Genomic DNA, 15,736 nt, shown 5'->3' on the forward strand with positions numbered 1-15,736 from the left:
ACACGTGACATGAACACTATCTATCGTCTGGTTTTCAACCGCGCGCTGCGCGTCTGGCAGGTGGCTTCGGAGCTGGTGAAGGGCGGCGGTGGCCTGGTCGGCCATGTGCCGGGCCGGCAGAGCGTCGCGCTGTCGCCGCTGGGTTTCGCACTGATGTGCTCACTGGGCTGGGTCAGCCTGGGAACGCCTGCGCTGGCGCAGTCCGATGCGCGCATCATTTCCGATCCGAATGCGCCGGGCCGTGAACGGCCGACGATGGTGACCGCACCCAATGGCGTGCCGATGGTGAACATCACCACGCCGTCGGCGGCGGGTGTGTCGCGCAACCGCTATTCGCAGTTCGACGTGGGCCGCGATGGCGTCATCCTCAACAACGCCCGCGGCCAGGTGCAGACGCAGCTGGGCGGCTGGGTGCAGGGCAACCCGTGGCTCGCCACCGGCAGTGCACGGGTCATCCTCAATGAAGTGAATGGTCCGGCCAGCCGGCTCAACGGCTATGTGGAAGTGGCCGGGCAGCGCGCCGAAGTGATCATTGCCAACCCGGCCGGGATCCAGGTCAATGGCGGCGGTTTCCTCAATGCCAGCCGGGTGACCCTGACCACCGGCACGCCGATGTTCACGGGTGCAGGCGCACTTGAGGGCTATCGGGTCACCGGTGGCGCGATCCAGATCGATGGCGATGGCCTGGACACCAGCCGTGCCGATTACACCGACCTGATCACCCGTTCGTTGCAGGTCAACGCCGGCATCTGGGCCAACCAGCTGCAGGCGACGCTGGGCAACAACGTAGTCAGTGCCGACCACAGCCAGGCCAGCGCGACCGCGGCCAGCGGCGAGGCACCGGCCTTCGCGCTGGACGTTGGCGCGCTGGGCGGCATGTTCGCCAACAAGATCTGGCTGGTCGGCAACGAGCACGGCGTGGGCGTGCGCAATGCCGGCAGCATTGGCGCACAGGCCGGCGAGCTGGTGGTGACGGTGGATGGCCGGCTGGAAAACACCGGCGCCCTGCAGTCGCGGCAGAACATGCGCGTGCAGGCCAGTGGCGATCTTGCCAATGGCGGCACCATCGCGGCCAAGCGCGAAGTTGCGATCACCGCCGGTGGCACGCTGGACAACAGCGGCGGCACGCTCAATGCACAGCGCCTGCAGGTGGAGGCGCACGGGTTGCGCAACCATGGCGGCGCCATTGAACAGACCGGCGCGCAAGCGCTGGCGCTCAAGGCCGACGCAGCCAGCAACCGTAGCAATGGCCTGTTGGGTGCACTGGATGCCGTAGCGTCAGGTGGTAACGGGAGCAGCGCTGGCAGCGGCACGTCGCCCGGCAATGGCGGTGGAACACCGGGAACCGGCACGCCGGGAACGCCGGGAACCGGAGGCGGCAATGGCGGCTCGGCGGGTACGCCGACGTCGCCGGAGCTGCCCCTGGCCGAGGGCCTGATCGCCATCGCCGGTACGCTGGACAACGACGGCGGCAGCATCAGCAACGGCGGCACGGTGTCACTGGTCGCACGCAACGGTCTCGACAACAGCGGCGGTCGCCTGGGAGTGAGCGCGCTGCAGGCCGGGGGTGAGCTGCGCAATGACGGCGGCATGCTGCAGGTGCATGGCGATGCCGCGTTGCAGGTGGGCCTGTTGTCGAACCAGAAGGGTGCGCTGAGCGTGGCCGGCGACCTGTGGCTGGATGCGCAGTCGCTCGACAACCGCGGTGGTGAACTGCGCCACGCCGGCAAAGCGGCATCGTCGTGGACGGTGCAGGGCCTGTTCAACAACGACGGTGGTCTGCTGGCCACCAATGCCACGCAGCTGGCCTTGCGCGCAGGCCAGGTCGGCAATGCCGGTGGCCGTATCGAACATGCCGGTGGCGATGGTCTCGCGTTGGGTACGGGCGACTGGGCCGGCAGCGGTGGGCGACTGAGTACCCTGGGCCGCCTGCAATGGTCGGCCGGCAACGCCGATCTGCGCAACGGTTCGCTCAGTGCGGCCGGGTTCGAGATCCTGGCCGCGACGCTGGACAACCGGGGCGGCAGCCTGCTGTCGCTGGGTAGCGGGGCCAGTTCGGTGAAGGCCACGACGCTGGACAACAGTGCCCGCGGCACGTTGGCCGGCAACGGCGATCTGGCACTGGTCGCGACCACGCTGGACAACAGCAACGGCCTGGTTCAGCAGGCTGGCACCGGCACCCTGAGCGTGCAGGCCGATACGTTGCGTGGCAGCGAAGGGCGCCTGCTCAGCAACGGCGCGCTGGTGCTGTCCGGCGGGGAGTTGGACGTGAGTGGTGGTACGACATCGGCGCAGAGCGTGCAGATCCACGCCGGGGCACTGCGCAACCGCCAGGGCCAGATCGTCTCGCAGGGTGTCTCGGCGCTGGCGCTGGACGTGCGCCATGCGTTCGACAATCAGGGCGGCCAGATCGTCGGCAACGGAGGCCTGCGCATCGACGCCGGTCGCATCGACAACCAGAAGGGCACGCTGCAGTCGGCCGGCACGCAGGGTGTGGCGCTGACGGTGCGCGGCACGCTGGATAACAGCGGCGGCGCGATATCCGGCAATGGCCAGGTGCAGCTTCAGGCCGACAGCCTGGTCAACCAGGGTGGCAAGGTACTGGCCGCAGGCAGCGCTGCATTGCAGGTGCAGGTCCGCGAGCTGCTGGACAACAGCAACGGTGGCCGATTGGCCGGTACCGGTGATGTGCAGCTGCAGGCAGCGCGCCTGGACAACCGCGGCGGCGCGATCGAACACGCGGGCAGAGGCACCTTGCAGATCCGGGCCGACAGCCTGCAGGGCGCGGCGGGCCGGATCCTCAGCCAGTCGTCGCTGACGCTGGAAGGGGGCGAGCTTGTGCTCGGCGCCGGCAGCGTTACCCAGGCCGAGCGCACCGCCATCGATGCGCAGCGCCTGGACAATGCCGGCGGCAGCCTCAGTGCGACTGGCAGCGAGGCGCTGCTAGTGCGTGTGGCGCAGGCATTGGACAACAGCGGCGGCACGATCGCCGGCAACGGCGCGCTGGATGTTCAGGCCGGTGAACTGATCAACCGCAAGGGCACGCTCAGCGGTGCCGGAACGGCTGACAGCACGCTGCAGATCGTCGCTGCGCTGGACAACCACGAAGGCACGATCGCCAGCAATGCCAATCGCCTGACGGTCACTTCCGCACGGCTGGACAACAGTGGCGGCAGCATCCGCCAGGCCGGCAACCAGGGCCTGGACATCACCACCGGCCGCCTGGACGGCAGCAAGGGCACGCTGGTCTCCTCGGCCACGCTGACCCTGCGTGCTGGCGACGTGGATCATCGTGACGCGACACTGGGCGCCGATCGCCTCGACCTTGAGGCCACCACGCTCGACAACGCCGGTGGCCGCATCATCGCCAGCGGCGAAGGCGCCAGTCGCATCAAGGCCACGACGCTGGGCAATGCCGGTGGCACGCTGGCCAGCAATGGCGACCTGGCCCTGCTGGCACAGGTGCTGGACAACCGTGCAGGCAGGATCCAGCACGCGGGGAGCGGCCAGCTGCAGGTCTCGGCGAAGACCCTGCTGGGCAACGGCGGCAGCGTGCTCAGCAATGGCAGCTTCGCGCTGGACGGCGCCAACCTCGATCTGACCGCGGCAACCACCTCGGCGCGCCGCGTCGACATCACCGCCGATACCCTGACCACCGCCGGTGGCACGCTCACCGCAACCGGTGAAGACGCGCTGCGCCTGCGCGTACAGGGTGTGCTGGACAATCGCGGTGGATCGCTGGCCAGCAATGGCGCGCTGGCTGTCACCGCGCAGCAGCTGATCAATGCACAGGGCACGCTGCAGGGTGCAGGCGCGGGCCACTCCACGCTGGCGATCGGCCAGGCGCTGGACAACCAGAAGGGCCGCATCCTGCTCGGCGGTGCCGGCACGGTCACCGCGGCCAGCCTCGGCAACCAGGGCGGCACCGTGCATGCGGGCGGCAGCGCGCTGGTGCTGGGCGTTGACGGTCGCCTCGACAATGGCGAGCAGGGGCTGCTGTCCAGTACCGGCACGATGACCCTGGGCGCCGACAGTCTCGACAACCGCCACGGCACCCTGGTCGCTGGCAAGGACCTGAGCGCGACCACGGCGGCAGGCGTAGACAACAGCGACGGCGCGATGCAGGCCGGCGAACGGCTGCAGTTGCAGGGCAACGGCCTGCTCAACCAGCGCGGCACGCTGCTGGGCGGCCAGCTGGACATCGATACCCGCGGCCAGCGGTTGGACAACCGCGCCGGCACGCTGGGCACGCAGAAGGGCGCGCTGAGCGTTCGCAGTGGCGCGATGGACAACCAGGGCGGTCGCGTGCAGTCGGCGGCCGACCTGGCCATCAACACGGCCGGGCAGGACATCGACAACCGTTTCACGGCCGGCAGCGGTGGATTGCTGGCGGCCGGGAAGCTGCAGCTGGATGGTGGCGCGCTGGACAACCGTGGCGGCGCAGTCAATGCACAAGGCGATGCGCGCTTGCTGCTGGCCCGCGTCGACAACAGTTCCGGTGGAACACTTGCCAGCGCCGCGAAACTGTCGCTGCAGGCGGCGAGCCTGGCCAATGCCAGTGGTCGCGTGCAGGCCGGGCGCAACCTCGACCTGACCCTGGACGGGCACCTGGACAACGCCGACGGCGCGATCGCGGCCGGCCAGCTGCTGACCCTCACGGCCGCCAGCGTGGACAACCGCAACACCCGTGGCGGCGACGGCACGCGTGGCCTGCAGGCGGGCCAGCTGCAGTTCGGTGCACAGTGGCTGGACAACAGCCAGGGCCAGGTCGTCACTGATGGCGGTGCGCGGCTGCAGATCAACGGCCAGCTGCAGAACACCGGCGGCGTGATCAGCACCGGCGGCAACCTGGACAGCCAGGCGGACAACGTCGCCAACAGCGGCGGCCTGCTGCGCGCCGATGGCAGCCAGACCCTGGTCGCACGTGCGCTCAGCGAAGACGGCCAGGTGCATGCGCAGCGTGACCTCGGCCTCACCCTGCAGCAGGGCATGCGCCAACGTGGCGAATGGATCGCCAACGGCACGCTGTCGCTGAACCTGTCCGGCGACCTCGACAACCAGGGTGTGGTGCGCGGTGGCAACCTCGACCTCAACGCCCAGAACATCACCAATGCGGCCTCGGGTGAGATCTCCAGCCAGGGCACGACCCACCTCAATGCCCGTGGCCAGCTGACCAACCGGGGCCTGATCGATGGCGCGCTGACCCACCTGGAGGCCGGCGAAATCGACAATCTTGGCACCGGGCGCATCTATGGTGATCGCGTGGCGATCTCCACCGGCGTGCTGAAGAATCGCGCCGAAGAGGCCGGTGGTGCCACCCGCGTCGGCACCGTGGCTGCACGCGAGCGCCTGGACCTGGGCGTGCGCGAGCTGCAGAACACCGGCAAGGGCCTGATCTACAGCGGCGGTGATGCTGCCATCGGCGGCACGCTGAGTGCCGATCGCATCGCCAGCGGCATTGCCGGGCGGATCGACAACATCAGCTCGGTCATCGATGTCACCGGCAACCTGTCCATCGATGCGCAGGTGGTCAACAACATCCGCGAGAACGTGGTCATCACACAGACCACCACCGTGAACGCTCCGGTGCGCATGGATCGACCCGCCTGGTGGCGCAACGGCAAGAATGGCACCGAGGACATTCGCAGCACCAGTCACTATTCGGCGCACGAGGTGTACTACCTCAATCCGACCGATATCCTGGAAGACACGCCGCATATCACGCCGGATGGCTTCACCGTGCACCGTGCGGTGGTACGACTGACCGCGCAGACCAGTGCCTACTTCTTCGGGCGCGGTGGGCTGTATGCCGCGCTGGGTGAGCGTGCGCGGCTGAACGTGCAGGACGGCACGGTGGTGATGTACTACGTCGGCCGCCAGGACAACCAGGTCAATCCGGACCAGGTTGCCGCTGGTGCCGACGATCCGTTTGCCGAGCTGGCCACCCTGCATCCCGATTCGCCGGCATTCCGCTACGTCGATGACAAACTCACCTACTCGTCAGCGTATGGCACCTGTACGACCAACTGCGTGCAGTTGTGGACCTACAAGGACTACGATCCCGACCGCATTCTGACCAGCCCACAGTTTGCGGGCGGCAACTCCACCAGTGCCAACGAGCAGTATCGCCTGGCCACGCGCACCGTGACCGAAGATGTGTTGCAGCCGAGCGTCGGTGCCGATGCGGTCATCCGGTCAGGCGGTGCGATGCGCATCCGCAGCGATGATCTGCGCAACCACTACGGCAGCATTGCCGCCGGCGGCGATCTGGACATCATCGGCCTGACCGGCGCGGCAAAGGTGGAGAACCTGGCGGCCACGCTGTATCGCACGCACCAGTTCTCCAACGTCAGCCACACCTTCGGCGGGGATGTGATGACCTGGAGTGCTCCGGCCATTTCCGAGGTGACCGGTAAGATTGGCGGCCGCATTGTCAGCGGCGGCTCGTTGAGCATCGACGTCGGTGACCTGAGCAACCTCAACCAGGGACGGAACGCACCGAACGTGCAGAACGGTTCGGCCATGGCCAACCTCAACGTGCAGGGGCCCACGGCGCTGCCGGATGGGCCGGGCCATGGCGGTGCGCAGGGGCCGGGCCAGTCCGCCGGCACCGGTGCCGAACGCGCGCTGGCACAGGCGGCCGATGGTGCCAGTACCCAGCAAGGGAGCAGCGTCGGCGGCGTGAGCGGCAACACCGGTACGTCCGGGCCGCGCGTGGTCGCAGCCAGTGGAGGATCACCGGATCGCATCGCGATGGGTGCACCGGACACGCGCGCGCCGAGCGCCAGCCTGTTCAACGTCAATCCCAACGGCGGCCACTATCTGGTCGAGACCGATCCGCGCTTCACCGACCACAAGACCTGGCTGAGTTCGGACCATCTGCTGGGCCAGATGGGCTACTCGCCCGATACCGTGCAGAAGCGGCTGGGTGATGGGTACTACGAGCAGAAGCTGGTGCGCGAGCAGATCGGCCAGCTGACCGGTCGCCGCTTCCTCGACGGCTACGCCAGTGACGAGGCGCAGTACCGCGCGCTGCTGGAGGCCGGTGCCACGGTCGCCAGCGAATGGGGCCTTCGCCCCGGCGTGGCGCTGACCGAAGCGCAGATGGCACAGCTGACCAGTGACATTGTCTGGCTGGTCGAGCAGACCGTCACCCTGGCCGATGGCAGCACCACCACCGCGCTGGTGCCGCAGGTCTACCTGCGCCTGCGCCCGGGCGACCTGGACGGCAACGGTGCACTGCTGGCCGGCGCCAATGTCGATATCAAACTGGGCAATGACCTGGTCAACACCGGCAACATCGCCGGGCGCAAGCTGGTGACCATCGATGCCGGCAACATCGAGCATCTGGGCGGCAGCATTTCCGGCCAGTACGTCGGGCTGTCGTCGGACAAGGACATCCGTGTTGTGGGTGCCGCCGTGACGGCCACCGATGCGCTGTCGGTCAAGGCTGCGGGCAATGTCACGGTGGCCTCCACGGTGGAGACACAGCAGGGCGGTGGCACCTACCAGTACGAGACCAACCGCATCGATCGGGTCGCCGGTCTGTATGTAACCGATCCCAGTGGCGACGGCATGCTGTCGGTGGTGGCCGGTGGTGACATCAGCCTGCAGGCCGCACAGATCCGCAACGCCGGCGCCGACGGCCTGACCCAGCTGGCCGCAGGCGGCACTCTGGATGTTGGCGCGATTGCGCTGGAGGAACGCCGCGACGCCACCTTCGATGAACGCAACCATCAGCGCAGCAGCAGGACGACGCACGCTGCCACATCGGTGCAGGGCGCTGGCGATGTGGTGCTGGCGGCCGGCAAGGACATCAACCTGGCCGCCGCGCAGATCAAGGCGGCGGGCGGTCTGGCATTGCAGGCCGGTGGGGACATCAACAGCCAGGCGCTGGTGGACAGCGAGAGCCGGGATTTTGCGAACGCGGGCAAGCGCAGCTCGCTGCAGGTCAGCCAGCGTGATGAGACGGTGCGCGGTAGCACGTTGCAGACCGGGGACAATCTGCTGCTGAGCGCAGGCCGGGACGTGAACCTGACAGCCGCGTTGGTCGACAGCAATGACGGCGCGGTAAGCGTGGCCGCGGGCCGCGACGTCAACCTGCTCTCAGCCAACGAGATGCACGACTACAGTCTGGACAGCTACGACAAGAAAAAGAAGGCGCTGTCTAGTACCACCACCACGCGCAGCGTCGACGCCAGCGACAGCTATGCCATCGGCACGGCGATCCAGGGCGAGCGCATCAACATCACGGCTGGCCGCGATCTGACTGCGGTAGGTGCGGTGGTCGATGCCACCGGCAACGTGATTCTGGGGGCCGGTAACAATGTGCTGATCACTGCTGCCGAAGATCATCACAGCAGTGAGTCCAGCGAGAGCAAAAAGAAATCCGGCGTTACCGGAGGCTTCGGCAACGGCGTGGCATCGGTCGGCTACAGCAGCGCGAAGAACAGCAGCACCCGCGCCGAGCAGTCCACCACCCAGGTGGGATCGGCGATCGCCTCGCGCGACGGCAATGTGCTGATCAATGCTGGCAACACGCTGACGATCGAAGCCTCGGACGTCGCCGCAGGCGAGAACCTGACATTGGTGGGCAAGGACATTGCGCTGCTGGCGCGACAGGACACCACGGACAGCCAATCCAGTCAGGCCAGCAAGTCCAGCGGCTTCTCGGTGGGCGTGACCTACGACCCGACCAAGGCCTACCGCAGCGCCCGCGATTCGACCACCGACGGTATGGCCGATAGTGGCTCGGCGATGGGGCGGATCACCCGCACCGCCGAAGGCGCCGCCTCCGGCCTGCGCGCGGCCACCACGTCGACCGTGGTGACTGCCGGCAGCCAGCGCACCAACAGCGAACAGAGCCATTCGACCAGTGATGCCCGCGTCAGCCAGTTGGCTGCAGGCGGCGATCTCACGTTGATTGCCAACGGCGGCTCGATCCTCAGCCAGGGCACACAGATGTCGGCCGAGGGCAACGCTGTGCTGCTGGCCACCCAGGACATCGTGTTCGACGTGGCCCACAACACCGAGCGCAGCGACAGCAGCAGCCGCGGCAAGGGCTGGGGCTTTGCCAACAACACCAGCGGCCTGCCGTTCGGTACCAACAACTCGCAGAGCCAGGGCAGCGGCAGCAGTGACACCATCACCGGCACGCAGTTGTCGGTCGGCGGCGGCGTGCGCATGGCCACCACCGAAGGCAGCATCCGCCTGACCGCAGCCAACATCGCGGCCGAGAAGGACGTCAGCATCCGTGCCGCCGGTGATCTGCTGGTGCGCAGCGGGCAGGATACGGTCAGCAACGCCAATACGTCCGACAGCAAGGCGATCGGCACGGTACAGATATCGGATACCGAGAAGTTCTCCGGCTGGCACCGCGAGCAGCACCAGGACGACAGCGCGCAGGTGTCACAGGTGGCCAGCAGCATCGGCAGCCTGGGCGGCAGCGTGAGCCTGACCGCCGGGGGCAAGTACACGCAGACGGCCAGCAACGTGGTGGCCGCCAAGGACGTGAACATCACCGCCGCCGAGATCGAGTTGCTGACCGCGGACGAAAGTGGTCACTACTCGCAGAGCGACAAGGACCTGAAGATCGGCGTGTTCGCGCGGGTGAAGTCGCCGTTGATCGACCTGATCAACAACGTGGACGCGGCCCGTCAGTCCGATGATCGCCTGCAGAAGATGCAGGGCATGGCAGCGGGCGCCAACGCGTACCAGGCAGCCAGTGCGATCTCGGCGCTGTCCGGCCGAGGCGGCAGTGGCGAACTGTTCCGTGCTGAAGCAGGCATCGGCTTCAAGACCGCCAACAGCAGTGCCGATGGCAGCAGCAGGGTGTCGCGTGGCTCCACCATCCAGGGCGGCGGCAACGTCAACCTCACCAGCACGACGGGCGACATTCACGTGGTGCAGGGCAATCTGAGTGCAGGCAACACCCTCAGCCTGGATTCGGCCGGCGACATTCTGCTGGAAGCAGGCAAGGCGCATGTGGCCGACCGCAGCAAGAGCAGCAATGCCGGCGCCGAAGTCGGCGTGGGCGTCTCGGTAGGGGCGCAGACCGGCGTGTACGTGTACGCCGAAGCGAGTGTTGGCAGCAGCAAGGCCAATGCCGAGAGCAGCACCTGGCAGAACACCACGCTGACCGGCAAGAACATCTCGATGAAGGCCGAGGGCGATACCACGCTGCGTGGCGCCACGGCGACCGCTGATCGCATCGACGTCAAGACCGGCGGCACGCTGACGATCGAGTCGCTGCAGGACATCGCCGAGAGCATGTCCAGGAACAGCCAGGTGGGTGGCCGCGTGCAGGTGTCGTTCGGTACCGCGTGGAATGCCGACGGGTATGCGAGCGCAGGCAAGGCCAGCGGCAGCTATCAGGGTGTCGGCCAGCAGAGCGGCCTGTTTGCCGGCAACGGCGGCTACCACGTCGATGCCGGCCACGTGAATCTGGTGGGCGGTGCGATTGCCAGCACCCATGCGGGCAACAGTGAACTGACTGCGGGCTCGCTGACGTTCACTGACCTGCAGAACCACATGGACTACACGGCCAGCTCCGGCAGCATCAGTGGTGGTGCGGGCGGGCAGATGGATGGCTGGGCGCCCAAGCCGGGAACGGCCGCACCGCGAGGTGCTCCGGGCCTGCCGATGATGGAGAAGGGCAGCGACAGCAGCTCCACCCTTGCCACCTTGACCGAGGGCAACATCACCATCGGTGGCAAGCAGACGTCGGCGGCCGAGCTGGGCATCAACACCGACGCCAGTGGAGCGCATCGTGCGCTGGAGGCATTGCCGGATGCGAGCAAGCTGCTGGCAGACCAGCAGGCGATGGCGGCTGCGGCGGGGACGGTGATGGCCGCCAGCCAGCAGATTGCATGGGACGTTCAAGCCTATCAGAGCAAGAAGGCAACCCAGGCGTACTACGATGGCCTGTCAACCGATGATAAAAAGGCGTTCAACGCGCTTAGCGCAGCGCAACGCGATAAGGTGCTGACCGCAAACAGCCAAGCTTATAACGATGCGAAGAAGTGGGGTGATGGCGGTGAGTACAGCCGTGCCCTGAGCGCAGTGACGACGGCTGTGGTAGGGGGCGTAGCCGGCCAGGGCGCCGGTCAGGTCGCGTCCAATGCGCTGGCGCCCTATGCCGCTTACTTCATCGGCAGCAAGCTTGACTCGAACCACGGCAGCGATCCCAATGCGACTCTGCAATTGCTGTCGCACGCGGTATTGGGTGCACTGCTGGCGGAAGCCAATGGTGGCAATGCGGGAACCGGAGCGGTCTCTGCGGCTGGCGGCGAGTTGGCCGCGAAGGTGCTGACTAATACGTTGACCGGGGGAGATCCTTCCAGGCTGAGCCCGGAGCAGAAGGAGATGGTGCTGGCGTTGTCGCAGGCGGTGGGAGCACTGGCGAGTGGGTTGTCAGGGCAGGATCTGGCTGGGATTGCGTTGGATGCGGGGATTGCCAAGAATTCGGTTGAGAACAATTTCCTTGGCAATGACGATCATGCTCGGATGGTGCATCTCCGCGAGAAGGCCAAGCGGCAGGGGGGGCTGGATAAACAGGAATCCTTGGAACTGGTTCTGCTTGATGCTGCGGACCAGATGAGTGCGGGGTTGCTCCGGAAGGCGTTGGCAGGAGAGACCCTGACTGAGGTTCAAGCCGCAGATCTCGCGACTTATATCAATCGTTACGAACTGCAAAACGGTCCGCTAGACCTTCCGGAGCTACAGAAGCAGTTCCTCGCCAACAGTGGTTCTCTGAATCCTGGCGAATTGCAGGGAATCAACCCGTCGCAGTCCTATGGGCGACCCTATGTCGGTTTGGGGGCTGACCAGAAGGCATACAAGGATGCAAACTATTCGTGGTTTGAAGATTTAATCTATCGTGGCAAAGGGACAAACGAGCGCCTGTACGATGCTGCGTTGAAGCAGTCTGGGCTTGAAATAACTCGTTCCGAAGACTTGCTTCCCTCAGCAATGCAGCTTAGGAACTTCTTCGCTGTACATGACGCTCAAGCTTCAAGTGCTATCGCCAGTGCCGCGTTCATTGCCGCAACGTTGGGTGGCGCGAGCGAAGAGAATCGACGAGCGCTGACGTTGACGATGGGGGCCTTGGCCAACATCGGAGCAGTGAGATTTGTGAACAGGACTGGGCTTTTGCCTCAGACGGGCGGTCTTGGTGTAACGCGGCCACGAGCGCTCAGACCAACTGATGAGGCGTCGACAACGAATTCCGTGCCGGCTGGGTACGAGAACGGCTTCTCTCGTCCGGAAAATTCCAATCCGCCAAAGTTACAGGTAACCAATGACGGTGGGGGTCTCAGTGCTCCAGGAAATCCAGTTCAGCGTGGTGTAGTGCTTTCGCGAGTCAATCTGGCCAACGGACGGACACGAACAACGCCTTTGCGCGACTCAGGGGCTCCGGTTTCTGCGGGCTTTCAGCATGTTCTAGATGGGCACTTTGGAAAGTCACCAACTGGAAATAGATCCATCTTCAGTATTAATCCGGATGAGCTCAAGGTGGTTCTACAAAGCGCGGTTGTTGTTCGCTCTCCTGTCTATGAAATTCCTGGAGGACAATACGTTCGTATTGTTGATGTTGGAAGGCCGATTGGGATATCTTCACTGAAGGATGGGGGGCAGCCAACCTCCGTCATCAAAGTGTTTACAGATAAGGCGGGAAACTTGATTACAACGTTTCCAATAAAGGGTGGAGAGTAATGGCTCGCTTGTCGGGAATTTTGAGGAATAGACTGATTTCAGGTCTTTCGAGCGTAAATAATAATTCGGGTGCGAGGGGTGTTGTTGAGGCACTGATCCAATGGGTTATGGAATGCGAGGGCGAGGTTCGCAGAGAACCATTCCTAAGCTATGGCTTTGACTTGATTGTGAATATGGATGGTCGATTGGATGAATATCCATTCGCGGAGATCGGGGAAGCGGATGTTGGGCGCGTGCATTCGCGTGCGACCCAGTTGAGAAACGCAAGTGATGACGGTGTCGCGCAGTTTGTCAGAGATCTGATGGAGGAGTTGGTCGCCGTCGAGATTGACAGGGTGTGTTCCCGCTGCGGGGAGGCGTATATGCGGGCATATATGGGGTTGATCAGTTTTACGCCCGCATTTCAGTGTGATGTATGCGGCTATGGCGAATTCTTGAATGGTTCGGCTTTGAGAGGTGAAAGGCTTCGATTCATTACATTGAAGGAGCTTGAGTCTTTCGGGATTTCTTGGCTGTAGATTGCATGCGATTCCTGTCATCTTTGAGTGTATCTGCAGTAATCTCATTAGAAAGGATGGTGTGAGTATGGGCTTAATAAATCGTTCTAGCTTGAGTAATGTCACTGGCGCGAAGTGGACCGTGGATACAATTTCACCAAATGAGCGTTAGACTGAGAAAGTGTAGATTAAGTTAAAGTGATTAATGATTGGTTGGATGGTCTTGATGTAAGGGGATTTATTGGTAGTGTGGGGCTTCTTGATGTTGATGTGATCTGGTGGAATTGTTTTGACTATCTTCCCGGTCTTTCGCTTGAAGAGAGGAGGCAGTTCTTCCGATGGGGGTCGGGTGCTGTTTTAAGTGAAGGGAGGGCTAGGCTCGAAGATGTGAATGGTTTTTGGGGCGGTACCGTTAATGAGCAGACTGAGCGTTTCATGGCGGCTTGGCCGCCTGAGTTGGACTGAGATCCGGACATGTTCTGGGTTGCCAAGCCTGGATATGGCTGGGTTCCTGGCGGTTTTGTCTGGAAGCTGGAAGATGGTAGCTATTTCAGTCCGTAGATCTAAGTGCTGCTGGGGGGGGCGGATCGAAGAAAAATGAATCCGAAACATGGACGAGGGTCTTAACCCAGTCGGTCGCTGACGGAATCGGAGAGGGTTTATTGATGAGTGACTCGTTTGAGATTGCCATGGAGGTCGTCCCGTGGGTCAACGAGTCCTAGGTGCTGGAATCGATCGGTCGCACGGCTGAGTCCGTCTCGCGGACCGAGCTGGATGGCGAGCCGATAGCGGTTGGCGACTGGCTTGCGGGAAATGTCGATGACTTCCCGTGCAGTTCTTGCATGATCCAGGAGATCAATGGTTTTAGGCTGGAATTCGCCGTTCATATTCCTACGTTGCTGATTCGCGTCTTTAGATTCGACAGAACGGTAATTATAGATTTCTCATTCGAGATGGATTGGTCGGATGTTGCCGTGGCCATGCCCATACTCCATAGGCATTTCCAGCAATTGAAGTTGCTAAGTGAAGCGCGCACTGTGTTTGGAGGGATGGAGCCGGCGCAGGATCTGGACACTAGATTTTTCACTGATGATGCGCGCGGCCCTTTGGGGAGTTCCATTGTCTGATCTGGAAGGGAATCGCCGCTCCGTGAGGGCTTAGGCTTGATCTCTTAGGGGATTTCAACCACTGGCGATTGCGGCAAGGGTGATTCACAAGGGTTGGGTACTACGTGAAGCTGAGTGGGATCGGTTCTACGGGTGGGGGGCGAAGTCCCGGTTGATCGATCCGATCATCAACGTCGACGCGGCTCGAAATCCCAATGATCGCCCGCAGAAGATGCGGGGCGCGCAATAACATCTCGATGAAGGCCGGGGGCGATACCGCGTTGCGTGGTGCCACGGCGACCGATGATCGCATCCTATAATGTCAGATAGGAAGGTTTTGGTGCTCGGCCAGGAAGCTGCTGTGAAGGGTTACAAGGACGCTGTTGCTGCGGGGAAGAGGATATATGAGTCCAATGCGGGAGGCGTCTCTTTCGTTGTGTACATCGATGATGCCGGTGTAGTTAAAAATTTCCACCCTAAGTGAGGTTGGTATGAGTGATCAGTTGTTTGGATCTTGGATGGATAAGAGGGATTCTGATTGGGTGGTTTTTGCTTACTTTGATTGGATTTATTCTTCGGGAGTGTTTATTCAGATGCTCGAGTGTTTATCAAGGGGCTGGGGTTTTGGCACCGATGATGTTGACTGTAGATTCCCAGATAATAGTAGCTTCGACGTGGATGATCACTTTTCTGGGGTGGAATTTTCATATGGGCTCAAGTATGACCCGGACGTTGTGATTGTTAGTGATGAAGAGTTTAGTCGATACCTGGGTATGGCATGTCTCAAGTATATAGAAAGAACTCCGGGATCGGCTGAGTACGTTCGCTCAATGCTGTGCCGGAATGAGCTGGGAAATGGCTAATCCAGACTGCGGCCCTGCTGATGATTGCAGCATCGTTGATGCGGGCGCTGTGGCTGGCGCTGTTGCCATCGCTGATGAGCCGTCTGCTTACGCATTACTGGCGAGCTCGCTGTGCCTGTGCCATCGCCAGAAACTTATTGGGTGCTTTAGGGTAGGATTTGGCCGGGATCGCGTTGAATGCGGGGATTGCCAAGAACTCGGTTGAGAATAACTTCCTTGCTGAGGATCAAGCTCGAGTAATGAAGCAGCAACTCGACGAGTATGGCAGCGACACGTCATGCCAAAAGATGGTGCGTGACGTTGCCAAGCAACTGTCGGAGCGAATGGACTGTGAGCTGCTCTCGGTTTGTACAGCGAACTCGGCGAGCCCTGCGTGTCAGGCGTTTGTGAATGCGGCTGTTTCGTACAAGTATGGGTTCGTGGCCCGGAGAGCTTGGACTGTTCGATGATTCAAACGGAGGCGGTTCTGGCGCTCTCTAAAGCGGTGGGAGCGCTGGCGGGTGGGTTGTCGGGCAGGATCTGGCGGGGACCGTGTTGAATGTGAGGATTGCCAGGA

General features: G+C 63.1%; 5 protein-coding genes. All 5 read left to right on the forward strand.

Annotated elements, in window-relative coordinates; translation table 11 throughout:
* Positions 1-9 precede the first annotated feature (9 nt).
* The 5 genes from ACUDTM_RS18410 (at position 10) to cdiI (ending at position 15,180) form a co-directional block, all read left to right on the forward strand.
* On the forward strand, positions 10-12,714 hold the full coding sequence (locus tag ACUDTM_RS18410) for a hemagglutinin repeat-containing protein (protein WP_445391443.1): 12,705 nt from the start codon (positions 10-12) through the stop codon (positions 12,712-12,714).
* Complete coding sequence (locus ACUDTM_RS18415) at positions 12,714-13,232, forward strand: hypothetical protein (RefSeq protein WP_143592499.1); 519 nt, start codon at positions 12,714-12,716, stop codon at positions 13,230-13,232. The genes ACUDTM_RS18410 and ACUDTM_RS18415 overlap by 1 nt, the downstream gene beginning before the upstream one ends.
* Before the next feature lie 177 nt (positions 13,233-13,409).
* Positions 13,410-13,676, forward strand: a complete 267-nt coding sequence (locus tag ACUDTM_RS18420; protein WP_143592500.1) for a hypothetical protein — start codon at positions 13,410-13,412, stop codon at positions 13,674-13,676.
* Between the two features lie 257 nt (positions 13,677-13,933).
* Positions 13,934-14,338: a hypothetical protein gene (locus tag ACUDTM_RS18425; protein ID WP_088496389.1), complete on the forward strand. Its 405-nt coding sequence runs from the start codon at positions 13,934-13,936 to the stop codon at positions 14,336-14,338.
* Positions 14,339-14,808: 470 nt separating this feature from the next.
* Complete coding sequence (gene cdiI, locus ACUDTM_RS18430; protein WP_141239355.1) at positions 14,809-15,180, forward strand: ribonuclease toxin immunity protein CdiI; 372 nt, start codon at positions 14,809-14,811, stop codon at positions 15,178-15,180.
* The last annotated feature ends 556 nt before the right edge of the window (positions 15,181-15,736 follow it).

The sequence above is a fragment of the Stenotrophomonas maltophilia group sp. vghtpe118 genome, assembly GCF_052605195.1.